This window comes from Pseudomonas sp. AO-1, assembly GCF_019775695.1.
GTDB classification, from domain to species: Bacteria; Pseudomonadota; Gammaproteobacteria; order Pseudomonadales; family Pseudomonadaceae; genus Aquipseudomonas; species Aquipseudomonas parakoreensis.
Genome location: NZ_CP079947.1, coordinates 5,198,293 through 5,221,485, shown reverse-complemented (window position 1 = coordinate 5,221,485; position 23,193 = coordinate 5,198,293). Strand labels below are relative to the sequence as shown.

The following is a 23,193-nucleotide window of genomic DNA, read 5'->3' as shown; positions in this document are numbered from 1 at the left end:
CCCTCACAGCCTCGCTTATGCGGGGCTTTTTCGTTTCTGGAGACTGACCCTTATGAGTGGTTTATTTCACGGCATTACGACCACGGTGGTGGACACCGGCGCGCGCACCATCTCGCTGCCGTCGTCGTCGATTATCGGCCTGTGCGACACCTTTACCCCGGGCCAACTCGGCGGCGGTACGGCGAAAGCCGGCGAACTGAAGTTGATCACTACCGAGCGCGAAGCCATTGCCGCGTTCGGTGCCGACTCGGCCATCACCAAGGCCTGTCAGGCGATCTACGTCAAAGCCAAGGCCGTGATCGTCGCTATCGGCGTGCCCAAACTGGAAGACGCCGCGCTGCAAACCTCGGCGATCATCGGCGGCGTGCTGGCCTCGGGTCAGCGTACCGGCCTACAGGCGTTGCTCGACGGCAAAAGCCTGTTCAACGCCCAACCGCGATTGCTGATCGCACCGGGCCACACGGCGACTCAGGCGGTGGCCACGGCCATCGATAGCGTGGCGCAGAAACTGCGTGCCATCGGCATCATCGACGGGCCGGGTACTACAGACGAGGCTGCCATGGCCTACGCCGATAACTTCGGCAGTCGCAACCTGTTCATGGTCGACCCGGGCGTCAAGTATTGGGACACCGTCACCAGCGCTACGGTCGACGCGCCCGGCTCGGCTTGGGCTGCAGGCCTGTTTGCGTGGACGGATGCTGAATACGGTTTCTGGGCCTCACCATCGAACAAGGAGCTGACCGGCATCACCGGCACCGGCCGCGCGGTCGAGTACCTGGACGGCGACGAGACCTGCCGGGCCAACCTGCTCAACAACGCCAATATCACCACGATCATTCGAGATGACGGTTATCGCCTGTGGGGTAACCGCACGCTGTCGAGCGATCCGAAGTGGGCCTTTGTTACTCGCGTTCGCACGCTGTTCATCCTCATGGACGCTGTGCAGGCCGGGCACAAATGGGCGGTCGACCGCTCGATCACCAAGACCTATGTGGCCGATGTCACCAACGGTCTGGATGCATTCCTGCGCGACCTCAAAGCCCAGGGCGCGATCATCAACTTTGAAGTGTTCGCCGACACTGAACGGAACACGGCCAGCCAGATCGCCCAGGGCAAGGTGTATTGGCGCATCCGTTTCACCGACGTGCCGCCGGCAGAAAACCCGAATTTCCTTTTCGAAGTCACCGATCAGTGGATGACCGAAGTGCTTGAAGCAGCCTAAGGGGGCGTAGCAAATGATTCCTCAGACTTTGTACAACACCAACCTGTTCGTCGACGGCGTGAACTTCTCCGGCGACGTGCCCAGCCTGACGCTGCCCAAGCTGACCACCAAGACCGACGAATATCGTGGCGGCGGCATGGCCGGCCCCATCGAGATGGATCAGGGGCTTGAGAAAATGGAAGCCTCGTTTGTCACCAAGGGCGTGCGCCGCGAGTCGCTGAAGTACTTCGGCCTGGCCGACGGCACGGCGTTTAACGCCACGTTCCGAGGTGCCTTCAAGGGCCAGAAGGGCGCGGTAACAGCGGGCGTTGCCACCCTGCGCGGCCGGCTCAAAGAGGTCGATCTCGGTGACTGGAAAGCCGGTGATGCGGCCGAGATCAAACACGCCGTTTCGGTCACGTACTACAAGCTCGAAATTGACGGGCGCCTGATGTACGAAATCGACATGGTCGCCGGCATTCAGGTGATCGACGGCAAAGACCAACTGCTCGAAGTGCGTCAGGCGCTGGGCCTGTAAGGAATAGATTCAGATGACTCAAGCAATCGCTAAAAACCTGCCGACCTGGCTGTCGCTCAGTGCAGTCGGTGCCGTCGTAACGCTGACCCGCCCAAGCCAGGCCAACAGCATCGACGTCGAGACGCTTAACCTGCGTAACCCGACCGTGCGTGAAGTGCGGGCGGCTGACCGTGCTGCCAACGGCGATGATGAACAGCGCGAACTGATGCTGTTCGCAGGTCTGGCCGAGGTCGGACTGAAAGATCTGGAAGGCCTCAAGCTGACGGATTATCGCCGCGTGCAGACGGCGTATTCGCACCTGGTACCGAAAACCGATTATTCGGACTCGATGCCGGCGTGGTTGTCGCTGACGACCGATCAGGTAGTGGTAACGCTGTCGTGTCCGAGCGAAATCAACGGCGTGACGGTCGACAAGCTGGCCTTGCGTTCGCCGACTGTGGGCGACGTGCGAGCGGCCAACCGTGAGGTGGGTGGCGACGATGAGCAGCGCGAGCTGGTGTTGTTTGCGGCGTTGTCCGGCGCTTCGGTGGCGGATCTGGAGGGGCTGAAGCTGGTGGATTTTAACCGCTTGCAGGCCGGCTATTTTCGCATGGACAACGACGACGGGCTTTAACCCCAGCGTTATCAAGTCGGCGGCGAAACGTCTGGCGGCGGAAACCGGATTTTCCGCCGCTGAGATCCAGTCGATGCCGTTCGCGGATATGGTGTGGTGGCTCACGGATTGAGCCGCCATCGGTAGTGCTGGGCACATGAGGGCCATGACATGGCAAACAAACTCGCCCTCGGGCTGGTGATCGGCGGTGCCGTCAGTTCAACGGTCGGCGCCGCGTTCAAGGATGTGACCGGGCGCATCAAGCGCCTTGAGGCAGAAGGCAACAAAGCGCGCGTGCTGCAGCGCACGATTGGCGACACCATCCGCCTGCGTGAAGAATGGAAAAAGGCTCACGACACCGGCGCTGCCGGTGCGTCCAAATTACTCAGCCGTTTGAACTCGAACCTCGACAGCTTGAAAAAGCAGGGGGTCGAGGTCGGCCGGCTGGAAAAAGCCTATCGCTCGATGGGGCAGACGGCCAATAAAGCCGAGCTGAAAGCCAAGGGTCATCAGCAGATTGATTCTGGCGTAAAGGGCATGAAGGGCGCCGTCGGTGCGGCGGTGGTCGGTGTCGGTGCCATGGCGGTGCCGGCCAAGGTCAGCGCTGATTTTGGCGCGATTGTCCGTGACATCGCGATCAAGGCCGGCATTGCCAACAAGCCGCAAGAGCAGGAGATGTCGCGCAAGATCATCGACACTTCACGCGATACCGGCATGGCGCGCAACGATGTGGCCGACGTGGTCAATCAGTTGGTCGGCGCCGGTATGGATCTGAGCAAGGCGCTGGAGTACGCGCCTGTCGCGGCCAAGTTTGTCGTGGGGCAGGGATCCAGCGGCGTCGACACGGCGAAGATGATCAACGCCTTGGGGCAGAACGCCAAGATCACCGACCCCAAGCAGATGCAGCAGGCGCTGGAGGCGATCGCCTACCAAGGGCAGGCAGGCAGCTTTGAAGCGGCCGACATGGCCAAGTGGTTTCCCGAGCTGTTGGCCAACATGGCCAGCAACGGCATCACCGGCTTGGATGCGGTGACGCAACTGGGTGCCATGTTGCAGGTCCAGATGAAGCAGGCCGGCAGTTCGGACGAGGCGGCCAACAACCTGAAAAACTGGATGGGCAAAATCGGCTCGACCGACACGGTCAAGGCCTACGAAAAAGCCGGGATTGATTACAAGGGATCGATGCAGACCGGTTTGCAAAACGGCATGTCGACGCTCGAAACCAGTATGTCGCTGGCTCAGAAATACATTCAGGCGACCGATCCGAAGCGTGCGGCGGCCATGGCCGAAGCCACGTCAAAAATCAGCAAGGAAGCCGACCCGGAGAAGGCCAAGGCCATGATGGCCTCGCTGGAAGAGTCCCTGCGCACCGGCGACCTGTTCGCCGACATGCAGGTCAAGGCCGCACTGTCGGCCTACATGCAGAACAAGGCGCTGTACAGCCAGCTCAAAAACGATTCGCGTGACGCCACCGGGATCCTCGACAAAAACCTTGCCGAGCGGCGTGAGTCGTCATCGCAGAAATGGGCGGAAATGGCCCAGTCGATGGATGACGCCATGCGCAGCATTGGCGATGCCTTGCGGCCGGTGACGGATGTCGTCGCGGAATCGTTGACCAAGGTTGCGAAGGGCATCACTTCGCTGTCTGACAGCTCGCCCGGTGTCGTGACGGGAATCGGATTGGTCAGTGCCGCATTGGTTGGACTGTCCGGTCTGTATAGCTCCTTCAAAATGGGCAAAGGGATGCTCAACCTGGCGCGCGGAGCCTTGGGTAAAGGCAAGTCAGGTGAAGTGCAAAAGGTCTTTGTGACCAACGCCGAGGATGTCGACGGCGGCGGTATTGCCGAACCCAAGGGCAAGGCCGGTAAAGCGCTGTCGTTGGTTGAAACCGGCCTCAAGGCAGTGGCTGCGTTCAAGGGCACGCCGGCAGATGGCGCCGATGCCGGCGACAAGAAGCCCGGGAAATTCGATCTGGTCGCCACTGGCCTAAAAGTCGTGTCACTTGCCAAGGAAGCGGCCTCGGATGATGAGGGCGGGCCGGGTGGGGGAGACGATGCTGTTAAGAAGGTTTTCGTCGTCAATGCCAACGCTTTGGGCGGCGCGGATTTTCAAGGGGAATCTCGCAGGCGTGGTCGCGGCTCGCGGCGCAATGCTTCACGGCGTCGGCCGCTACCTCGCCCTGGGTCGTCGCGTCCGCCGGTTACGCGCCCACCTGTTCCCGTGTCCCGGCCACCCATCCCACCGGTACCGGCCGTTCCGGCTGGCACGATGGCCAAGCTGGGCGGGGTTGTGCAGGCCTTTGGTAAGGCCGGCAAAGTTGCCAAGATGATCCCGGGCGGTACGCTGCTGGAGTCCGGGGCCATGGCTTATGAGACGTTTGAAAACGCCAAGACCAAGGACGAAAAAGCCGAGGGCTACGGTGCGGCCGCTGGCAACCTGGCCGGCACCATGGCCGGTGCAGCAGCAGGCGCCGCCATTGGTTCGGTGGTGCCTATCATCGGCACGGCCATCGGCGGCTTGATCGGCGCCTACCTCGGCAGTCAGGGCGGTGCGGCGCTGGGCGGATCTTTGGGTAAGTCGCTGTTCGGTGGCGAGGATGAAAAGCCCGAACAAACGGCAAAGGCGCCGGTGCCGACCACGCCGCTCATGATGGCGTCAGCGGGCCAGCAAGGACCGGCGCTGGGGGATGTCGCGCGCTCGATGGCGGTGACGGCGCCGCTCAAGTCGGCGGCGCTCGTCATTCAACCCAGGGAGCCAGACAAACCGGTACCGGCCAAGGTGGATCAGCAGTTTCAGTATTCGCTGAGCATGCCTGTAACGGTGCAGGGGGATGTCAAAGACCCGCAAACCTTGGCGCAGGATTTGCTGCCGCACATGCAGCGAATGATGGAAGGCGCTGCGAAGCAGAACGCCGCCAAGCTGTACGACGAACCCCATGTGTAAGGAGGCCTCATGGCTTATATGGAGAACATGCAATCGAGCCTGAAGTATTTGGTCGAGGCAGCGGAAACCGGGCGGCGCAGTGCTGACGGCATGCTGACCCCGGTCAACGGCGCGATTCGCGAACTGACTGGCGCCGCGTCCGAGCTGGAAAACATCCCGTTTGTCGGCCCGGCCATTGGCGCCAAACTTCAGCGGGTGATGCGCAGCGTCGACGCGGCTCAGGCCAAGGTCGGTCAGGTGGTAGCGGTGTATGGCCGCGCCACCCGCGCGGCGGCTGAAGTGCAGGATCGGCTGGGCACGTTGAAGGAACAGGCGGGCAAAGCGGCCACGACGATCAACAACGTCGCCGGCAAGGTCAGTCCGTCGCTGGCCAACATCGTGCCCACCAGTTCCTTTGCTGGGGAAGCCACGCCGGCCCCGGAGGCGGTGAAGCCGTTCCCGCACCTGATGATCATTCAGCCGCGCGATCCGAAAATTGAGCCGTATTACTTCAACCTCGACACGGCAGCCTTTGATGAATTGAGCCGTTCAACCGAATTCCGCTGGGCCTCGCAGGAGCGACTGACGCGCAGGCCGGCGAAGCAGGCCGTGGGTATGGGCGATGAAAAGTTGACGCTCAAGGGCACAATCTACCCAGGCTTCAAGGGTGGATTGAAGCAGCTCGACACCCTGCGTTCGATTGGGGCCAGGCTGCAGCCGCTGACCCTGACCACGGGCTATGGCGAGGTGATTGGGACGTGGTGCCTGAAAAATATCAACGAGGAACAGTCCGCGCTGCTGCACGGCGGGATTGCTCGCAAACAGGGTTTCACTTTGGAGTTTGAACGCTATGGCGACGACATGCAGGACGTCTGATGGCGACATGCTCGATGTCATTTGCAACAACGTTTACGGCCATCTGAATGGCAGCGTCGAGGCCGTACTCGATGCCAATCAGGGGCTGGCCGATGAGCCTCAGCCGTTCCGATCTGGCGTGATTATCGTCCTGCCGGATCTGCCGAGTCCGACCAGTGAGGGCGTCAGCTTGTGGGATTGATTTTGGCCGATGCCCAGTGACGCGTTGTTTTTCTAACCCGCCCGGTGCGGGTTTTTTATTGGAAAAAATCCATGACTCCGATGTTTCGCATCGTCGCCGATGGGGCCGATGTCACGGCCAAGATCAATGATCGGCTGTTGTTGCTGCGTACTTCTGACAAGCCGGGTATGGAGTCCGACGAGTTTGAGTTGCGTATCGACGACCGTGATGGGCAAGTGCAATTGCCACGGCGTGGCAGCTCAATCGAGATTTACCTGGGGTATGCCGAAACGACGTTGGCGCGCATGGGGAGTTACACCGTCGACACGGTCGAAGTGTCAGGTCCACCCGATACCATCGTGATCAGGGGTAAGGCCAGCGACATGCGGGGCAGTGGCAAGACCATCCGAAGCGGGAGCTGGGAAGACGTGCCGCTGTCGAAGATCGTGGCTGACGTCTCCGCGCGCAATGGCTGGACGCCGGTGTGTCCAGTGTCGACCAAGGTCGCCCGGGTCGACCAGCTCAACGAGTCCGATTTTAATTTCATCACCCGTCTGGCCAAGCAATACGACTGCACGGCCAAGGTGGCCGACGGCAAGCTGTTGGTGATGCCGCGTCAAGGTGGCCAGACAGCCAGCGGCAAGACGTTTGGCGCCATCACCCTGACTCGACGCGACCTCAGCCGATGGCAATTCAGTCTCGGTGATCGCAACTCACACAAGGCAGTCGCCACCAAGCATCAGAACAAGAAGGACGGCAAGCTGGCAGTGGTCACCATCGACAACGATGATGCTCCGGACGGGTTGCCGGCAGTACATACCGACCGCCATATCTACCCCAACAAAACGGCTGCAGAAGCGGCGGCCAAGGCCCGTCTGTCGGCGTTCAACCGCTCGACCGCCGATGTGCGGCTTGAAATGCCCGGCCGGACGGACATCTTCGCTGAGCGTCCCATCATCGCTCAGGGTTTCAAGGTCGGGCTTGATGGCGAATACCTGGCGGATTCGGTCGAGCAAGTGTTCACCCAGTCCGGCTGGTCCACTACGGTCGAATGCAATGCCGGCAAAGCCGGTAAATCCAAGGGCAAGAAAAAGAAAGGGCCGAAACCACCCCTCAAGGTTGTGAACATCGAGAAGCAATAGCCGCATCCCATCGCCGCCTGAGTGCGGTTTTTTTACGTCTGGAGTTTGTATGTCCATCACTGAACAACAGCTGCAAAGCATCATGCCCAACGCCCGCCGCCAAGCGGGCGTTTTTGTATCCGCCCTCAACGCAGCCATGGCCCATCGACAGATCAACACGCCGAAACGCCAAGCCGCGTTCCTGGCGCAAGTCGGTCACGAGTCGGGTCAGCTGCAGTACGTCCGGGAACTGGGCGGCGACCAGTACCTGAGCAAATACGACACCGGCAGCCTGGCTGGGAAACTGGGCAACACGCCGGCAGCAGATGGTGATGGCCAGCGATATCGCGGTCGCGGCCTGATCCAGGTCACTGGCCACGACAACTACCTGCGCTGCAGCTTGGCGCTGTTCAGTGATGAGCGATTGCTGCGCACGCCTGAATTGCTGGAGCTGCCGCAGTGGGCCGCCGAGTCCGCCGCATGGTTCTGGTTCGTGAATGGGCTGAACGCGCTGGCCGATCAAAACGAATTCAACACGATCACCCGCAGGATCAACGGCGGCCTCAATGGTCTGCAGGACCGGCTGGAGTTGTGGGGGCGGGCGAGGGCGGTGCTATGCGTCTCGGCGAACTGATCCCGGCGCCGTATCGGCTGCTGGCAAAAGGTGTGCTGCTGGTTGTCTTGGCCGGTGCTTCCGCCGCCATCGCCTGGCACTTACAGGATTGGCGGTACGGCAAACAACTCGCCGAGCAGGCCCGACTCCACACCGAAACACTCAACCAGTTGGCCCTGGCCTCGGTTGCGCAGCAGCGTGCCGAACAGGATAAACGCCTCGCGCTCGAGCAGCGCCTGGCAACCAGTGAACAAACCCATTACCGAGTCTTGAGTGATGCCCAACGTGATCAAGGTCGCCTGCGCGACCGTCTTGCCACTGCTGATCTGCGCCTGTCAGTCCTACTCGACGCCACCACCGGCGCCGGCAACGGATCGGTGTCAGCCACCACCGGCACCGGCGGCGTGGTTCATGGCCCCACAAGAGCCGAACTTGACCCAGCGCATGCTCAACGAATTATCGGCGTCACCGATGACGGCGACCGGGGGCTGATTGCCCTCGCGGCCTGTCAGGCATACGCCAAAGAAGTCTCAACACCGAAGTGAAAAAAGAGCGGCCGGTCTGGATGCGTCAACATCCAGATCGACCGCCGTCCCTGCAGATGGTCCCTGCAAGTCCAGCCAAGGCTCTTGCTCCGTGCACAAAGCGCGGCGAGCCTAGCACCTGTTTATCCATACAGTAAAGGTCTTGCTTTTTATGTCTACACCCATCATCCCTTGGATGGGCGGCAAACGCCGCCTGGCCGACCGTCTCATTCCGCTTTTTCCGCCACACGAATGCTACGTCGAAGTCTTTGCCGGCGGTGCCGCGCTCTACTTCATGAAGCCTCAGCCATCGCCGGTCGAAGTCCTCAACGACATCAACGGCGACCTGGTCACGCTTTACCGCGTCGTGCAGAACCACCTCGAAGAATTCGTGCGCCAGTTTAAATGGGCGCTCAGTTCGCGGCAGGTGTTCGAATGGCAGAAAATGACCCGCCCCGAAACTCTCACCGACATCCAGCGCGCCGCCCGATTCTTCTACCTGCAGCACCACGCCTTCGCCGGCAAGGTCTCGGGTCAGACGTTCGGGACGGCGACCACCGCACCGGCCATCAACCTGCTACGCATCGAGGAGAATCTCTCGGCCGCGTGGCAGCGCCTGTCCGGCACCTACGTCGAAAATCTCCCCTGGCTTGAATGCGCTGAACGCTACGACCGTGCCCATACTTTCCATTACATGGATCCACCTTACTGGCAGACCGCCGGCTATGGAGTGGACTTCTCGTTCGAGAACTACGGACGAATGGCCGATTTCATGCGCCGCTGCAAAGGCAAAGTGATGGTCAGCATCAACGACCATCCGGATATTCGCCGTGTATTCGAAGGCTTCCACTTTGAGACCTTGGACATTCGTTACACCACAACCAACCAGCGACAGGGCAGCGCCGAAGTCAGTGGTGAGCTGGTGATCATGAACTGGGAGCCGGCGGCGCTTGGTGGATTGTTCTAGCGCTATGTGTAGCGCGAGATTCGTAAATCTCGCTCGCTACGCTTGATGACACTTAAAAGCTCACCATATAAACCTGCCATCATGCTCTTCGCCTTTTGCGTTTTTAATGATTTGAAAATCATACATTCCGTATTTGTACTTTTTTATAATTTTCAACACAAAACTCGCTTGCATCTGTAATGAGTGTTCAGCGGAGCTAGGTTTTATTGCATAGTTTCGAGAAGATTCCAGAGCTACGCCGCTATAGGCAATTGCATCTAATCCGGGGTTTCGACTAAAAATTAAATTAGCAAGAATTCTTGAGTGGATATAGTTCGTGTTTTTTGCATTTTTGTCTTTTAATAATGAAGAGAGAAAGGAATCTGTGAATACAAAGCTTTTGCCGAATTCGTGAGGCATGCTGCTCATGAATTTGTTTAGTAGGTTTCCTACAGTTTCAGACGTTAAGCCGGTGCCCCATCTGTTCATGTGGGTTATTTCGCCAATGGTCCCGCAGCGGATGGGGCGGTCTGTTAGTTGTTCATAGGCGACAATGTGTATATGGTCACCTTCTTCTGCTTTGATCTCGTCTAGAGTTGAATACTGATTGATTGAAGTATACAGAATGGGGTCATTGACTTCGTTGAGTCTCCCTTCTCGCGTCAGCTCCTTAGGAGGGGGGCCGAGCTCTGATATATTGTCGAATCCATTTTCATCAATGCATTTTCTCGCACGCCAGAATGCATGGCTGTAATGGGATTCGTAATTAATGACTTGATAATGATCAAGTATCAGGTTAAGTTTTTCACGAATGAATACAGGGTCTGTGCTTTTCAATATTAAAGATGATAGCTCGTCAAGGTAACCGAGGTGCAGCGTGCTAAATTTCATTGAGAGATCCTGTTGATTTGGTGGACCTGCTACTCGGTGAGCTCCACTGGGAGTGCCTGACTGTTAAACACTGTAAAGCAGTAGAAGCCAAATTAAAGCTGACTAAGTTAATCTATTCGGTTGATCAATTCAGGCCCGTGATTTCGTACATTGCCGATTGCTGGGTCCACCTTGAACCACTCGAACGCCTCGGTGTGCTCACCCTGCAGCAGCGCCATCTGCTCGGCGCGGTCTTTTGGCGTAGCCGGGTCCAGCCATTCGCGAGCCAATTCCGGCGATAGCGTCACAGGCCGACGGTCGTGAATGTCCACCATGCCGCCTTCACTGTCAGACGTGATGATCACAAAGCCGTCGTGCTCCCCTGGTGGGTGTTCGGTACTGGGGTACTGCCCAATCGCGGCGCACAGGATCGGCGCTCGGTCTCGCCGGCGAATCAAGTAAGGCTGCTTCTTGGGGCCGCCTTCGTCGACCCATTCAAACCAGTTGTTGATTGCAATTATCGCCCGGTGTGGCCAGATCGCACGGAAGAAGGGGCCATGGGCGACTTTCTCTACCCGGGCGTTGATCGGCGCGGCGCGGTCCTTCGCCCAGTGTGGACGCCAACCCCAGCGAACCATGTCGGCACGCAGGTACTGACCCTCCTGATGGAAAATCGCCAGTTGGGTGGTAGGAGCCGCGTTGTACCGCTCGAAAGGTAGGTCGCCGGTGTGATTGATCAGCGCGTTGGGCATGCTTAGCGCCGCTACAAAGTCGTGGATGCCGTCGTATTGTGAAAGTCGTCCGCACATATGTCGCCGCCTATCAGATAATTCCTACAGAAATTGACCGCGAGCGCTTCTGAAAGTTAACTGTATGTTCGTACAGTGTTGGAAGTCGTGCGTCATGAGCTATTCAATTTTAGGCCCAATTGCCGAGGTCGGCCTAAAGCTGCCTCTATGTTTGTTCCAGGTGCCTGCTGGGTTTCCTTCGCCGGCGGCGGATCACATTGAGGCACACATCTCCTTAGATGAGGTGCTCAACATCCGTGCCCCGCATGTCTATCTGGTGAAAATCACCGGGGAAAGCATGCAGGGCGCAGGCATCTTTGATGGGGATCTGGCGGTAGTAGATCGTTCGCTGGAGCCGGCCCACGGTCACATCGTCGTTGCGCTGCTGAACAACGATCCGCTCTGCAAACGACTATGCATTCGGGGAAAGGACGTGATCCTTTTGTCTGAAAACCCCAAGTATCCGCCTCGCTATGTGCTGGAGGGTGATGAGCTAGCCATCTGGGGCGTAATCATCGGCAGCGTGCGCAGCCATGTCTAAGGTGGCGCCGGTATTTGGCCTGATCGATTGCAACAGCTTCTACGCCAGTTGCGAGCGGGTGTTCCGTCCTGACCTGGCCAGGGTACCCATCGTGGTGCTGTCCAACAACGACGGCTGCGTCATCGCCCGAAGCTACGATGCCAAGCCCTACGTGAAAATGGGCGAGCCGTACTTCCAGATCAAGCACAAGCTCAAGCAGCACGGCATCGTCCCGTTCTCCTCGAACTACGCGCTGTACGGCGACATGAGCGAGCGCGTCATGACCTTGATCGAATCGCTGGTGCCGGCCGTTGAGGTGTACAGCATCGACGAAGCCTTCGCCGACCTCACCGGCATCAGTGACTTGGACGGCCTCGGCCGCAAGATCCGCAGCCAAGTACTGCGCTGCACGGGCATACCTGTCGGCGTTGGTATCGCGCACACCAAGACCTTGGCCAAGCTGGCCAACCACACCGCCAAGCGCCTGCAGGCGCAAACCGGTGGCGTCGTGAACATCTGCGACCCCATCAAGCGCGACTGGGTGCTGCGTAACACGGACGTGGCGGAGGTTTGGGGAGTAGGACGCCGCATGAAAGCGCACCTCGACGGCATGGGGATCAAGACCGCCATGGATCTAGCCAAAGCAGACGCGTGGTCGTTGAGAAAAAACTTCAGTGTGGTGATCGAGAAAACTGCCCGGGAATTGGCCGGCACACCGTGCCTTGAACTGGACGAGCCAGATCCGCCCAAGCAGGAGATCTGCTGCAGCCGGATGTTCGGTAAAAGGCTGAAGGAGCTGGCGCCAATTAGGGAGGCGGTGGCGACCTACATGATGCGGGCATCGGAAAAGCTTCGGGCACAGCGGTCGCTGTGCAAGAAGATTCGAGTCAGCATCCGTACCGGCATGTTCAACCCCGATGAGGCTAAGTACGCAAACGGCGTCGTGATCGATCTACCTTATCCAACGGATGACGTTCGGCTGCTAACGACGGCGGCCGTCGACGCACTAGATCGCGTGTACCGTGCTGGTTTCAGTTACAGCAAAGCGGAAGTCATGCTGCTGAATCTATGCCAGCCTGGTGAGTACACGGACGATCTTTTCGCCATTTCTCAGTCTACTGAGGCGTCCAGGGTGATGGCGGTGCTGGATGAAATCAATGGCCGTTGGGGTAGAGGTACGCTCCGGCCAGCGAGTGTGCCGAGCAATCCAGATTGGGGCATGCGGCGGGAGATGATGAGCCAGAGTTATACGACGCGTTTGGATCAACTATGGGAGATCAGGTGTACTTAGCTGATGTCGTCGCACTCGTCGTTTGAACAGCGGTACTGCCGAACGCCGTTAATCTTTGAGTTTTAAATAGGGTTCAATCACGTACGTCGCAAGGCACGAAGCACATTTTATAGTTTCTCCTATTTTAAGCTTTGAATGAAAAAGTTCTAACTCCTGACCACAAGGACAAGGACAATGAATTTTTGAGCCGAATCGTATGTGTTCATCGTCGCGTTCGATGAAATATTCTATCTTGCACTGATCGTTTTGGCATGTGATCTTGTCATGGTTGGTGACATACCAGTTTGTATATAGTATTTGCTGGTTGCAGGCTTCACATTCAAACGTGTCATAGTCCAACTTTAAGATTATTAAGTTACCTATGATGAGTTTCTTTATTGTCTTGAATATCTCAAGAAGTTTGTCTCTTTTGATTTGATACGAAGTTGCTTTAGCGGGCTGTGGGAGGTGCAGGTAGCTGCCTAAGATATTATATATTTTTGAAAGGTCAGAATTTTTTATGTTGTTATATTGAATTATGATAGGATTGCTACCGTCTTGCTCAGAGATTGTTAACCTTAAATCCATATCGGCAAGCCTGTCGAACATTGAAAGCATTTTCATTGCTTTGTTCGGTTCCCATTTTTCTATGACCGACTTTGGCAGTTGATCTGCATCCTTCAATAACCGCTCATATACATGAGCCTCCAGAAAATATCTCATCTCTAGGCATGCGTGTCGTAAAGATTGGATATCACTCCTTTGTAATAGTATTTTTGCGCGAGCTAAATGTTTTCGCTTAATGTAGGGTTTAGCGTCCAATTGCACGTCCTATATAGTGTGACGAGTCGGCGGTTAAATTGGCCATTCAGTATGTTTCTTTCTGACCGCTCAAGACGGCGAATTGGCAGTTGACCAGATTAATTCATAAGCTTGAACCTTCAGCAATGCCGTCTCCTCGTTTAAACGAACAAGTGCTGTTGGGGATCGTGTGGCAAGTGAATTGAAGGATTGTCCTAAACTCCAAGCTGTGCGCCTGTCCACAATTATGAGTCGGTCATGCAAGCTTCGTGGGGAGGTTAGTCGAACATTGATTGGCCGGCCAGTTCCGTATTGACGCTCCCACGCTCTTACTGCTGGGATGAGCCCGGGTTTCAAATACTGGCTGTCAGTCAGGATGTTTATCGCTATTTGTTCGTGAGCTTGAATGGCGAAGTCTGTGAGTAAATTGCTGTCTGCGTACGGATCTATAAAAAGTATTGAGTCAACCGCTCCGGAGATAACTCCAGCCACCGCAGCTAGAGCCGTGAACGGTTCGCCTACAGGGATGAATCCATTCTGCGCGATGGCAGGTGCACGAAGCTCAGCTACCGCTAAGGCGTGATAAAGGATGGAGGTCATTTTTTGAACGGATGCGTCGTGGCCGAGTGAATAAGTACTGGCGGTGAGACTCTGAGCAGTCACCTTGAAGGCAATTGCGTCAACGGTATTTCCACTCTCCTCCACTAAAGCTATTGCTCTGCCGAGCCAGCGCTGACCTGCGGGTGTATTCCATTCGTGATTTCTGAGGTCAGGCATATCCGTAATTAACTGCCCGATTTGAGCGTAAAGAGCTTCTGGGGTGAAGGGCATAATTAGCCTCCGGCTGACATTATTCTCAGAGTGTTTTTTGAGATCGCATTGGATCATAGACGAACATCGCCATGGAGGCGTCGCCCCCGCTCCTCTGTCAAAGCATAGCAATGACATTCATGAGCAAAGTGTTCAACGTTAGGGCTGGTCTAGAAAGGGGGGAGCTTAGAAATTCGACTCGCTTATTTAGGAAAAAGGCTTGGTGTGATTGCCTGGCGAGCCAATGAGGCGGTTCACACGCTCCCAGAAAGCACAATTGGGACTCAACCGATCTCGGACAGTCGAACAATACGACATGCCTAGAAGGTCGTTCGCCCCCTTTGGATGTTAGTTCTTACCTAGGTATAATTTCAGTATCATTCGGGCAACCCAGAGATACGAAGCCAACCTTTGGATTGGCCGGCGCAGGAGTGGTGGACATGTCTAACCTCGGTGTTTTGTGACGTCGCTTGCCCTGTGGGAAAGTCGACGGACGGGCGCTCAGGGTGCGCCTCTGATCAAAAAGTGCGCAATTCTAGCGATGAGCAACGCACTTGACCAGCTTTATGCAGGGAAATACGACGAGTGCTGCGCTATGCTTCGCGCCGTTGAGCTTTACCGTTTTTTTACAGTCAACAAAACGACTGTAACAACAGGTAAAACAGCGCATGCTGCACCACAAAGCATAGTGCTTCATTCAAAGAAGCCGGTTTGAGAATCAGGAGTGTTGGATGGGTCAGGCAAGTAGTCAGGCGGCGGGCGCCGAGCATTCGGCTGCAAAACCGCTGAGCATGCTGGTCGCGGCAGTCGGGGTAGTTTACGGCGACATCGGCACGAGCCCGTTGTACACCCTCAAAGAAGTATTCGCCGGTCATTATGGGGTGCCGGTCAATCACGACGGCGTCTTCGGGATTCTGGCATTGATATTCTGGTCGCTGATCTGGGTCGTTACGATCAAGTACGTGTTGTTCGTCTTGCGGGCCGACAACCAGGGCGAAGGGGGGATCATGGCGCTGACCGCCCTGGCGCGACGCGCATCCAGCCGCTATCCCAAATTGCAGGCGGTGCTGGTGATCCTGGGATTGATCGGTGCCGCACTGTTTTACGGCGACAGCATGATCACCCCGGCGATTTCCGTATTGTCGGCGGTGGAAGGTCTGGAGCTGGCATTCGATGGCCTGGAGCGCTGGGTGGTGCCGATGGCGCTGGTGGTCCTGGTCGGACTGTTCCTGATCCAGAAGCATGGCACCGATCGCATTGGCAAGCTGTTTGGTCCGGTGATGGTGGCGTGGTTCCTGGTGCTGGGCGGTCTGGGTGTCAGCGGGATCGTTCGACACCCTGAAGTATTGAGCGCGCTGAACCCGATCTGGGGCGTGCGATTCTTCATTGTGCATCCGGGCATGGGCGTGGCGATTCTCGGCGCGGTAGTGCTGGCATTGACCGGCGCCGAAGCACTGTACGCCGACATGGGCCACTTCGGGCGCAAGCCGATTGCCCGCGCCTGGCTGGCGCTGGTACTTCCGGCACTGGTGCTGAATTACTTCGGTCAGGGCGCATTGCTCCTGGAGAACCCGGAAGCGGCGCGTAACCCGTTCTACCTGCTGGCGCCGAACTGGGCACTGGTGCCTTTGGTGGTGCTGGCAACCCTGGCCACGGTGATCGCTTCGCAAGCGGTGATTTCCGGTGCGTTTTCGCTGACCCGTCAAGCGATTCAGCTTGGCTACATTCCGCGCATGCACATTCAGCACACCTCCAGTGCCGAACAGGGGCAGATCTATATTGGTGCGGTGAACTGGGCGCTGATGGTGGGCGTCATCCTGCTGGTGATCGGTTTCGAGTCCTCCGGCGCATTGGCGTCTGCCTATGGCGTGGCGGTGACGGGCACCATGCTGATCACCAGTATTCTGGTGGCGGCGGTGATCTTGCTGCTATGGAAATGGCCACCACTGCTGGCCGTGCCGATTCTGGTCGGCTTCCTGCTGGTCGATGGCATGTTCTTCGCGGCCAACGTGCCGAAAATCATTCAGGGCGGTGCCTTCCCGGTACTGGCGGGGATCGTGCTGTTCATCCTGATGACCACCTGGAAACGCGGCAAAGAGCTGTTGGTCGATCGGCTGGACGAAGGCGCGTTGCCGCTGCCGATCTTCATCAGCAGCATCCGCGTGCAACCACCGCACCGCGTGCAGGGCACCGCGGTGTTCCTCACCGCCCGCTCCGACGCCGTACCCCACGCGTTGTTGCACAACCTGCTGCACAACCAGGTATTGCACGAGCAAGTGGTGCTGCTGACCGTGGTCTACGAAGACATCCCGCGCGTGCCGCCATCGCGCCGCTTCGAAGTCGAGGCCCACGGCGAAGGCTTCTTCCGGGTGATCCTGCACTTCGGCTTCACCGACGAACCGGACGTGCCGCAGGCACTGAAGCTATGCCATCTGGATGATCTGGACTTCAGCCCGATGCGCACCACCTACTTCCTCAGCCGCGAAACGGTGATCGCCTCGAAACTCGAAGGCATGGCCCGCTGGCGTGAGGCGCTGTTTGCGTTCATGTTGAAGAATGCCAACGGCAATTTGCGGTTCTTCAATCTGCCGCTGAACCGGGTGATTGAGTTGGGGACGCAGGTGGAGATGTAGTCCTGCATCCACTGAAAAGCCCCCGTCAGCCTTGTGGCTGGCGGGGGCTTTTTTGTGGGCGGCAACTTCAGATCAAAAGATCGCAGCCTTCGGCAGCTCCTACAGGTTTCGCATTCCATGTAGGAGCTGCCGAAGGCTGCGATCTTTTGATCTTTAAACCTCTACGAGCATTCAGGTATCTCTGCTTCAGACTCGGTCTTCGTGCGCGCAGTTCGCGGCATCAGTGTCTGTATCACGTCATCAATCAAGGCTTTGCCCATCACGGTCAGGTAATGCGCAGCCCAGGCGTGGCGGTCAGTGTCTCTGGTGAAGGCAGCGTCTTCGGTGAAGGATTTGGCGAGGGATAACAGGTCGGAAGATTGGGACAATGCATCGAGAATCGGGATGCCAGAGCGGACATTGAAGAGCGCTTGATCCGAGTGGTAGAGGAAGGGGGTGCAGCCGATGGTTTTAACGTTTGCGTGTCCGTGCAGATCAGTTTCGGTCATCGTGTTACTCCTTGGTTCGAAGTGCCGCGACTTTCGTTACCACACGAAAGGGAGGCAACTGTACGCGGGGTGGTAAACCGGGAACCAAGGAAACCGGCACGCTCGAAAGCGTCCCACGCACAGCCGCCATTACTCGATGAGCGGGCTCTTGCGCTGGTTTCTCCGGGTTACCACACCCGATCGCTGAATGGGTCAGCGACGTCCGGAGAGTATCTCGTCAAAAAACATCGCAATAGAGCCGCAAAGCGCCCGAACACGAGTTTCGGAGTTTGCCTACAAGGTCTGTGGGCGTCATCTGATATTGCGAAACTGGAAGTAAACGATACTAAACGTCTGACACGAACTGGCGTGTGCAAATGAGCGAGACGCGTATGACGGAATCATCGAAACAAGAAATGCAGGATGATCTCGAGAACCTTCGGATTGAAGCGCAAGCTATGGAGCGATTGATCAACTTCGATCCGGCTCAAGCGATCAGCCATTACGATATGCGGGCAAGATACGCCCGCCGGGGCTAATGATTACTTGAGTCCAGCGCAATTCCCCTGTGGGAGCGAGCCTGCTCGCGAAGGCGTAGTGTCAGTCGACGAATATGTTAACTGACTAACCGCTTTCGCGAGCAGGCTCGCTCCCACAGGGGATTTTGGTGGCGGCTGGAATGTAAAAAGCCCCCGCAACCATGAGATTGCGGGGGCTTTTTGTTTGGCCGGCTCAGATCACTCTGCCGGCTGATCCTTGCTCTGACGCTTCTCGATCAAGTCCACCAGACGTTTGGCCAGCGCCGGGTAGTTCTCGTCGAAGTGGTGGCCACCAGGCAGTTTTACCGCTTCGCCGACGGCAGTCTTGTCGGTGCAGCCGCTCTCGTCGGTCTCTTCAGCGCCGTAGATGCACACCACTTTGGCCGCTGGCAGCTTGGCCATTTCCGGGCCGGTGGCGGCTTCTTTGCCGGCGTTGCCGAGCCAGCCTTCGACTTCGATTTCGAAGCTGCCGGTGCGTGCGAAGGCCAGCAGGATGATGGCGTCGACGCGTTGCTGCTCGGTGTCCGGCAGGCGGTTGTAGATCGCCGGCAGGACGTCGGCACCGAACGAGTAACCGGTGAGGATGAAGCGCTTGGTGCCCCATTTCTGGCGGTAGTGCTGCATCAGCTCGGTCAGGTCCAGCGCGCTTTGCTCCGGGCTCTTGTGCTGCCAGTAGTAGCGCAGGGTGTCGATGCCGACCACCGGGTAACCGATCTTGGCCATCTCGCCGGCCACGTCGCGGTCGAGGTCGCGCCAGCCGCCATCACCGGAAAGGAACAGGGTCACGGTGTCCTTGGCCTGACCGGCCGGCACTTCAACCACCGGGATCGCCAGACCACCGTTGGCCTTGTCGCCGCCGACGAGGATCTTGCGCAGCTCATTGTTCAGCACTTGCGGCAGATTGATGTCGTAGTCGCTGATGCTGGTTTCGGCGTTCGGTTGATCGCGCACGAAACCGGCGCTGGTGTCGTCCGGGTTGTCGTTCCACGCCACCAGCCAGTGGCCGTGGGCGGCAGATTTCGGCAGCAGGTGGGTGCAGCCAGGTTTTTCCAGGGCCAGGTCGACCGAGATCGCCTGGGCCTCGTCGTCCTTCTGCTCGGACAACCAGCGCCAGGCCAGCACCGCGCCAGGGCCGATACCGCTGACCAGCGTGGCCGGGCCATTCAGTTCGCGCAGGCCGGTTTGCAGGGCGCGGCTCTGTTGCAGGCAGTCCTTGGGCAGAATCACCTGAACGATCTGCGCCGAGGCGCTGCGGCTCAGGGTGCTCAATTGGTTGTCGGTCAGCTTCTGGTCGTCATTGACCGCAACCAGCACCTGAGCTTTGGGCTGGGTGCCGGGAATGACGCGGGTCATGACCGTGCCGTCGGCAGCCGTCAGTGGTTGCAGTGTCGGTTGCGGTGCCGGGCGTTTGAGGTACCAGTAACCGCCGCCGGCAATCACGGCCAGCACGATCAGTGCGGCCAGGATGTACTTCAGGGAGCGTTGAATCATCAGCGTTTCACCAATCCAGTCAAGCCGCCCGCGATCAGGGCAGCAGTATCGGCCAGCGCCACCAGCGGATCGAGTCCGGCGGGCACTGCCATATAACGGGGTTCCCAGTCAGGCTGGAACTTGTCTTTGAAGCGGCGCAAGCCTTGGAAGTTGTACAGCTGCTCACCACGGCGGAAGACCATCGAGCCCAGACGCTGGGTCAGCGGTGCACCTCGCCGGGGTTGCAACCCCGACAACGGCACCATGCCCAGGCTGAAGCGCGCGTATCCGTGACTCTTATAGTGTTGAATCAGGCCGACCATGAGGAACTCCATGGTCAGCTTGGGGGCGTCCGGGTGCGAGCGCATCAGATCGAGGCTGGCCAGGTCATGGCTGTAAGTCTCAAGCAGGTTGGCGAACGCCACCGGGCGGCCTTCGAAGCGAATCACCGCAATGCGGAAATGCTTCAGATAATCGTCGCTGAAACGGCCGAGGGAGAAGCCTTTCTCGCGCACGTTCTTGCCGGTCAGCCACGCATCGGAAATCACTTTCAACTCATCCATCGGCGCCTGGCCCGGCTCATGGATTTCCAGCGACAGACCGTCGCGGGTGCCACGGTTCCAGGTGTAGCGCAGGTCTTTCATCTCCTTGCCCTTGGCTTCCAGGTCAAAGCGATGCAGATCGACCCGGGCTTCTTCGCCGAGCTTGATCGCGGTCAGGCCGATGTCCATGTAGTACGGCAGGTTCTCGGCGCGCACCTGATAGAACACCGGACGGGTGTGATGGATGTCGCACAGGTCGCGGAACTGCCAGATCATCTCGGCACGCTGCTGGCCGGGGCCGATCGGGTCGTACAGCGCCACCAGGCTGCGGCCGCGACGGGCGTACATCAGGAACGCCTCGTCGTTGGGGTGAAACAGCAGCGCCTTGTCACCGGTCAGGGCGAGGCCGCCATCGGGTTGCGACGAGGCCATCAGGATTTTCGCGGCGCGATCCAGTTCGTCCGGGGTGGGCAGATGAATCACCGGGCGTGCGGTGCGCAGCAGCCAGGTCAGGGCGATCACCAGCAACAGCACCGCCGCGCCGAGCAGCGAGCGCAGGCCGCGCGGGGCGTCAGCGTCGAGGGTGAACTGCCACCACAGTTGATGGCTGTACGGCACGTCCTGATAGGCGAACAGCAGCAGCCAGGTCGAAGCGCCCAATACACACAGGCTGGCCACCAGATACAGCGGCGAGAACGGCAGTTCGGTCAGGCGACTCGGACGATAGAACGAACGGCGGAACACCCCGAGCAGCGCCGCGGTGAGCGTCATCAGCGTGGCTTCTTCCCAGTCGAAGCCTTTGAGCAGCGAAAGCAGGGCGCCGACCAGCAACAGAATGGTGGTCAGCATCCACGCGGCCGACAGGCGACGGCGCAGGCCCTGAGCGAGCAACAGACACAACACGCCAATCAGGCTGGCGCCGAAGTGCGAGGCGTCGACCAGGCGATGCGGGATCAGAAACCCGATGTGTTCAAGACGCGTGTCGATCTCCGGGGTGGCGCCGGAAAACAGCAGTACCACGCCGGACAGGAACACCAGCACCGCCAGAATCGGCGCGGCCAGACCGGACGCTGCGCGCATGGTCTGGGTCTGGAACAGGCGCTGGCCTTCGTTGATTAGCAAAAACAGGCAGGCCACCAGCAGCGGCAGCACCACATAGATCAGGCGATACAGCAGCAGCGCGGCGGCGAGTGGCGCGGCGCCGAGGGTGTCAGCGAAAGCGGCCAGCAGGATCGCTTCGAAGACCCCGACCCCGCCCGGCACATGGCTGAGGACGCCAGCGGCCAGGGCCAACAGGTACACCAGCAGGAAGGCGCCGAACGGCGGGGCTTCCGGCAGCAGCAGATAAAGCACGGTGGCGGCGGCGGCGACGTCGAGAGCGGTGATGATCAGTTGCAGGAAGGTCAGGCGCCGGCCCGGCAGGCGCAATGTGCGGCGACCGACCCTGACCAGCAGGTTGTCGCGGTATGGTTGCTCCGGCAGACGGCGGCGATAGATGCCGACGGCCAGAATCGCGCCAAGCCCCAGCACCACCGCGGCGATCGTGCCGAGCAGGCCTTCTGACAAACCCAATGCAGTGGAGGCGGCGGGCAGATCGCTCAGGGTCGCGAGGGCGGCCAGCGGAGGCAGGGCGCAACCCAGCGACAGGCTGGCGAACAGCGTCATGTGCGCGACTTCCGATGCCCCCAGACCATGTCGTGCATATAAACGGTAGCGCACCGAGCCGCCGGACAGCAGCGACAGGCCGATGGCGTTGCCAATCGCAAATGCGGTGAAGCCACCCAGCGCCAGAGTGCGCGGCGGCAGTGTCACGCCGGCATAGCGGCTGGCCGACCATTCATAGCCGAGCAATATGATGAAGCCGACCACCGTCGCACTCACGGCTCCCAGCAGGGCCGGTTTCGGCACGGCCAGGATCGAGTCATGCAGGGCGTAGAGATCGAGTTCGCTCAGCAGATGGCGGCAGGCAATCAGCGCAATGGCAAACAGCAGCAACGTGACCGCCAGACCGATCGGCTGGCGATATTTGCTCAACCGATCCAGCAAGCGCAGGCGCTCGGGTTTGATCGGATGTTCTGCTGTGACGGTGTCTTGTGAATCAGACGAGTTGGCGCGCATCAATCACCTCTTGGATTGTGCGCGACAGGATGGAGGTATCCAGCCAAGTTACCAATCCCTGTAGAAAAAAATAATCACAAAATACTACGCCTCTCATCCGGGATCGGCGAGGGCGGGTCATGGATTGCAGACGTCTTGCCTGCGACTCAAGCATAGTCGCAACTGGGCGGGTCTGATGATCCTGAGCGTTTCACTGCAGCGTGACAGATCATTGTTGCGAAAGGACTTTTTCCACAGATACAAAAAAGGCCACTCTTTCGAGCAGCCTTTTTTGATGTTTGGTTGCGGGAGCCGGATTTGAACCGACGACCTTCGGGTTATGAGCCCGACGAGCTACCAGACTGCTCCATCCCGCGTCTGTGTGGCGGCATTCTACAGGCGAACGGCGAGGTGTCAACCGCTAATCCCGTAAAGGGTCAAATAAGTGTGAATTTACGTCAAACGGTCGCAGCGCAACGGTAAGTTTCGGAAATGCAACGAATTCCTGTTTGCTCGACTGCGCGTTGATTGAAAAACAGACGCGCACAAAAAAGGCCACTCTTTCGAGTAGCCTTTTTTGATGTTTGGTTGCGGGAGCCGGATTTGAACCGACGACCTTCGGGTTATGAGCCCGACGAGCTACCAGACTGCTCCATCCCGCGTCTGTGTGGCGGCATTCTACAGAGGATCACCGGAGTGTCAACCTTGAATCTGGATAAATCTGTTCCTGTTCAATCGCTTAGCGCTTTTTGCAGGGCGGGAGAAGGGACGCAGGGCAGGTGGGACAAGGCTTTCAGCTCTATCGGCCAATGATTTTCGATTGAGAAAATAAATTCATTGTCGTTGTCCTACAGACTGAAAAGAACATTCGGACCACTGGTGCTATATACAGG

22 protein-coding genes, 2 tRNA genes and 1 pseudogene are annotated in these 23,193 nt (G+C 58.3%); 16 read left to right on the top strand and 9 right to left on the bottom strand.

Annotation, left to right across the window (positions count from 1 at the left end):
• Positions 1-52: 52 nt before the first annotated feature.
• From KVQ82_RS23770 to KVQ82_RS23725, 11 genes and pseudogenes are all read left to right on the top strand, one after another.
• The gene (locus KVQ82_RS23770; RefSeq protein ID WP_222016198.1) at positions 53-1,222 is read left to right on the top strand and encodes a phage tail sheath family protein; all 1,170 of its coding nucleotides are present in this window, start codon (positions 53-55) and stop codon (positions 1,220-1,222) included.
• 13 nt (positions 1,223-1,235) lie between these two features.
• On the top strand, positions 1,236-1,739 hold the full coding sequence (locus KVQ82_RS23765) for a phage major tail tube protein (protein WP_222016196.1): 504 nt from the start codon (positions 1,236-1,238) through the stop codon (positions 1,737-1,739).
• Between the two features lie 13 nt (positions 1,740-1,752).
• Positions 1,753-2,043, top strand: a pseudogene (locus KVQ82_RS31695) (phage tail assembly protein); the annotation flags it as partial.
• Between the two features lie 24 nt (positions 2,044-2,067).
• A complete protein-coding gene (locus tag KVQ82_RS31690) occupies positions 2,068-2,352 on the top strand; it encodes a phage tail assembly protein (protein ID WP_259740617.1) in 285 nt (94 codons plus the stop codon).
• Between the two features lie 150 nt (positions 2,353-2,502).
• Positions 2,503-5,274, top strand: coding sequence for a phage tail tape measure protein (locus KVQ82_RS23755; RefSeq protein WP_222016192.1), 2,772 nt, complete (start codon positions 2,503-2,505; stop codon positions 5,272-5,274).
• Between the two features lie 9 nt (positions 5,275-5,283).
• Positions 5,284-6,129 (top strand): phage tail protein, encoded by an 846-nt coding sequence (locus KVQ82_RS23750; RefSeq protein ID WP_222016191.1) that lies wholly within the window; start codon positions 5,284-5,286, stop codon positions 6,127-6,129.
• Positions 6,104-6,310, top strand: a complete 207-nt coding sequence (locus tag KVQ82_RS23745; RefSeq protein ID WP_064596196.1) for a tail protein X — start codon at positions 6,104-6,106, stop codon at positions 6,308-6,310. Before KVQ82_RS23750 ends, KVQ82_RS23745 begins: the two co-directional genes overlap by 26 nt.
• Before the next feature lie 71 nt (positions 6,311-6,381).
• Entirely contained in the window at positions 6,382-7,431 is a 1,050-nt protein-coding gene (locus tag KVQ82_RS23740) for a phage late control D family protein (RefSeq protein ID WP_222016189.1), read from the top strand.
• Between the two features lie 49 nt (positions 7,432-7,480).
• Complete coding sequence (locus tag KVQ82_RS23735; RefSeq protein WP_222016187.1) at positions 7,481-8,044, top strand: glycoside hydrolase family 19 protein; 564 nt, start codon at positions 7,481-7,483, stop codon at positions 8,042-8,044.
• Positions 8,026-8,568: a lysis system i-spanin subunit Rz gene (locus KVQ82_RS23730; RefSeq protein ID WP_222016185.1), complete on the top strand. Its 543-nt coding sequence runs from the start codon at positions 8,026-8,028 to the stop codon at positions 8,566-8,568. The genes KVQ82_RS23735 and KVQ82_RS23730 overlap by 19 nt, the downstream gene beginning before the upstream one ends.
• A gap of 151 nt (positions 8,569-8,719) precedes the next feature.
• A complete protein-coding gene (locus KVQ82_RS23725; RefSeq protein WP_222016183.1) occupies positions 8,720-9,514 on the top strand; it encodes a DNA adenine methylase in 795 nt (264 codons plus the stop codon).
• Between the two features lie 60 nt (positions 9,515-9,574).
• Here the strand turns inward: KVQ82_RS23725 and KVQ82_RS23720 are convergent, their stop codons facing one another.
• Positions 9,575-10,384 (bottom strand): hypothetical protein, encoded by an 810-nt coding sequence (locus tag KVQ82_RS23720; protein ID WP_222016181.1) that lies wholly within the window; start codon positions 10,382-10,384, stop codon positions 9,575-9,577.
• A gap of 107 nt (positions 10,385-10,491) precedes the next feature.
• On the bottom strand, positions 10,492-11,172 hold the full coding sequence (locus KVQ82_RS23715; RefSeq protein WP_222016179.1) for an SOS response-associated peptidase: 681 nt from the start codon (positions 11,170-11,172) through the stop codon (positions 10,492-10,494).
• 94 nt (positions 11,173-11,266) lie between these two features.
• Here KVQ82_RS23715 and KVQ82_RS23710 point away from each other — a divergent pair, with 94 nt between their 5' ends.
• Together KVQ82_RS23710 and umuC are read left to right on the top strand one after the other, a co-directional pair.
• Complete coding sequence (locus tag KVQ82_RS23710) at positions 11,267-11,692, top strand: LexA family transcriptional regulator (protein ID WP_085683350.1); 426 nt, start codon at positions 11,267-11,269, stop codon at positions 11,690-11,692.
• Positions 11,685-12,962, top strand: a complete 1,278-nt coding sequence (gene umuC / locus KVQ82_RS23705; RefSeq protein ID WP_222016177.1) for a translesion error-prone DNA polymerase V subunit UmuC — start codon at positions 11,685-11,687, stop codon at positions 12,960-12,962. The genes KVQ82_RS23710 and umuC overlap by 8 nt, the downstream gene beginning before the upstream one ends.
• 48 nt (positions 12,963-13,010) lie before the next feature.
• Here umuC and KVQ82_RS23700 read toward each other — a convergent pair whose 3' ends face one another.
• Both KVQ82_RS23700 and KVQ82_RS23695 read right to left on the bottom strand, forming a co-directional pair.
• Positions 13,011-13,763 carry a hypothetical protein gene (locus KVQ82_RS23700; protein WP_222016175.1) on the bottom strand — a complete coding sequence of 251 codons (753 nt, stop codon included), beginning with the start codon at positions 13,761-13,763 and terminating at the stop codon, positions 13,011-13,013.
• Positions 13,764-13,832: 69 nt separating this feature from the next.
• On the bottom strand, positions 13,833-14,573 hold the full coding sequence (locus tag KVQ82_RS23695; RefSeq protein ID WP_222016173.1) for a phospholipase D family protein: 741 nt from the start codon (positions 14,571-14,573) through the stop codon (positions 13,833-13,835).
• A 520-nt stretch (positions 14,574-15,093) separates the two neighbouring features.
• On the opposite strand from KVQ82_RS23695, the gene KVQ82_RS23690 reads away from it, so the two are divergent.
• Both KVQ82_RS23690 and KVQ82_RS23685 read left to right on the top strand, forming a co-directional pair.
• Positions 15,094-15,267 carry a hypothetical protein gene (locus KVQ82_RS23690; protein WP_260687748.1) on the top strand — a complete coding sequence of 58 codons (174 nt, stop codon included), beginning with the start codon at positions 15,094-15,096 and terminating at the stop codon, positions 15,265-15,267.
• A gap of 16 nt (positions 15,268-15,283) precedes the next feature.
• The gene (locus tag KVQ82_RS23685) at positions 15,284-17,185 is read left to right on the top strand and encodes a potassium transporter Kup (protein ID WP_041072204.1); all 1,902 of its coding nucleotides are present in this window, start codon (positions 15,284-15,286) and stop codon (positions 17,183-17,185) included.
• A 161-nt stretch (positions 17,186-17,346) separates the two neighbouring features.
• Here KVQ82_RS23685 and KVQ82_RS23680 read toward each other — a convergent pair whose 3' ends face one another.
• Positions 17,347-17,673 carry a DUF3077 domain-containing protein gene (locus KVQ82_RS23680; protein ID WP_222016170.1) on the bottom strand — a complete coding sequence of 109 codons (327 nt, stop codon included), beginning with the start codon at positions 17,671-17,673 and terminating at the stop codon, positions 17,347-17,349.
• 356 nt (positions 17,674-18,029) lie between these two features.
• Here KVQ82_RS23680 and KVQ82_RS23675 point away from each other — a divergent pair, with 356 nt between their 5' ends.
• Complete coding sequence (locus KVQ82_RS23675) at positions 18,030-18,191, top strand: hypothetical protein (protein WP_222016168.1); 162 nt, start codon at positions 18,030-18,032, stop codon at positions 18,189-18,191.
• Between the two features lie 198 nt (positions 18,192-18,389).
• Here KVQ82_RS23675 and KVQ82_RS23670 read toward each other — a convergent pair whose 3' ends face one another.
• The 4 genes from KVQ82_RS23670 to KVQ82_RS23655 all read right to left on the bottom strand — a co-directional run bounded on the left by KVQ82_RS23670 (position 18,390) and on the right by KVQ82_RS23655 (position 22,962).
• On the bottom strand, positions 18,390-19,682 hold the full coding sequence (locus tag KVQ82_RS23670; protein WP_222016166.1) for a virulence factor family protein: 1,293 nt from the start codon (positions 19,680-19,682) through the stop codon (positions 18,390-18,392).
• A complete protein-coding gene (gene mprF, locus KVQ82_RS23665; RefSeq protein ID WP_222016164.1) occupies positions 19,682-22,321 on the bottom strand; it encodes a bifunctional lysylphosphatidylglycerol flippase/synthetase MprF in 2,640 nt (879 codons plus the stop codon). Before mprF ends, KVQ82_RS23670 begins: the two co-directional genes overlap by 1 nt.
• 279 nt (positions 22,322-22,600) lie before the next feature.
• A tRNA-Met gene (locus KVQ82_RS23660) sits at positions 22,601-22,677 on the bottom strand.
• A gap of 208 nt (positions 22,678-22,885) precedes the next feature.
• Positions 22,886-22,962 (bottom strand) — tRNA-Met (locus tag KVQ82_RS23655).
• Positions 22,963-23,193: the final 231 nt, after the last annotated feature.

What these genes read in the sequence shown, in the direction of transcription:
- KVQ82_RS23770 (WP_222016198.1), top strand. Translation starts at nt 53, where the DNA reads ATGAGTGGTTTATTTCACGGCATTACGACCACGGTGGTGGACACCGGC.
- KVQ82_RS23765 (WP_222016196.1), top strand. Translation starts at nt 1,236, where the DNA reads ATGATTCCTCAGACTTTGTACAACACCAACCTGTTCGTCGACGGCGTG.
- KVQ82_RS31690 (WP_259740617.1), top strand. Translation starts at nt 2,068, where the DNA reads ATGCCGGCGTGGTTGTCGCTGACGACCGATCAGGTAGTGGTAACGCTG.
- KVQ82_RS23755 (WP_222016192.1), top strand. Translation starts at nt 2,503, where the DNA reads ATGGCAAACAAACTCGCCCTCGGGCTGGTGATCGGCGGTGCCGTCAGT.
- KVQ82_RS23750 (WP_222016191.1), top strand. Translation starts at nt 5,284, where the DNA reads ATGGCTTATATGGAGAACATGCAATCGAGCCTGAAGTATTTGGTCGAG.
- KVQ82_RS23745 (WP_064596196.1), top strand. Translation starts at nt 6,104, where the DNA reads ATGGCGACGACATGCAGGACGTCTGATGGCGACATGCTCGATGTCATT.
- KVQ82_RS23740 (WP_222016189.1), top strand. Translation starts at nt 6,382, where the DNA reads ATGACTCCGATGTTTCGCATCGTCGCCGATGGGGCCGATGTCACGGCC.
- KVQ82_RS23735 (WP_222016187.1), top strand. Translation starts at nt 7,481, where the DNA reads ATGTCCATCACTGAACAACAGCTGCAAAGCATCATGCCCAACGCCCGC.
- KVQ82_RS23730 (WP_222016185.1), top strand. Translation starts at nt 8,026, where the DNA reads ATGCGTCTCGGCGAACTGATCCCGGCGCCGTATCGGCTGCTGGCAAAA.
- KVQ82_RS23725 (WP_222016183.1), top strand. Translation starts at nt 8,720, where the DNA reads ATGTCTACACCCATCATCCCTTGGATGGGCGGCAAACGCCGCCTGGCC.
- KVQ82_RS23720 (WP_222016181.1), bottom strand. Translation starts at nt 10,384, where the DNA reads ATGAAATTTAGCACGCTGCACCTCGGTTACCTTGACGAGCTATCATCT.
- KVQ82_RS23715 (WP_222016179.1), bottom strand. Translation starts at nt 11,172, where the DNA reads ATGTGCGGACGACTTTCACAATACGACGGCATCCACGACTTTGTAGCG.
- KVQ82_RS23710 (WP_085683350.1), top strand. Translation starts at nt 11,267, where the DNA reads ATGAGCTATTCAATTTTAGGCCCAATTGCCGAGGTCGGCCTAAAGCTG.
- umuC (WP_222016177.1), top strand. Translation starts at nt 11,685, where the DNA reads ATGTCTAAGGTGGCGCCGGTATTTGGCCTGATCGATTGCAACAGCTTC.
- KVQ82_RS23695 (WP_222016173.1), bottom strand. Translation starts at nt 14,573, where the DNA reads ATGCCCTTCACCCCAGAAGCTCTTTACGCTCAAATCGGGCAGTTAATT.
- KVQ82_RS23690 (WP_260687748.1), top strand. Translation starts at nt 15,094, where the DNA reads ATGAGCAACGCACTTGACCAGCTTTATGCAGGGAAATACGACGAGTGC.
- KVQ82_RS23685 (WP_041072204.1), top strand. Translation starts at nt 15,284, where the DNA reads ATGGGTCAGGCAAGTAGTCAGGCGGCGGGCGCCGAGCATTCGGCTGCA.
- KVQ82_RS23680 (WP_222016170.1), bottom strand. Translation starts at nt 17,673, where the DNA reads ATGACCGAAACTGATCTGCACGGACACGCAAACGTTAAAACCATCGGC.
- KVQ82_RS23675 (WP_222016168.1), top strand. Translation starts at nt 18,030, where the DNA reads ATGAGCGAGACGCGTATGACGGAATCATCGAAACAAGAAATGCAGGAT.
- KVQ82_RS23670 (WP_222016166.1), bottom strand. Translation starts at nt 19,682, where the DNA reads ATGATTCAACGCTCCCTGAAGTACATCCTGGCCGCACTGATCGTGCTG.
- mprF (WP_222016164.1), bottom strand. Translation starts at nt 22,321, where the DNA reads ATGCGCGCCAACTCGTCTGATTCACAAGACACCGTCACAGCAGAACAT.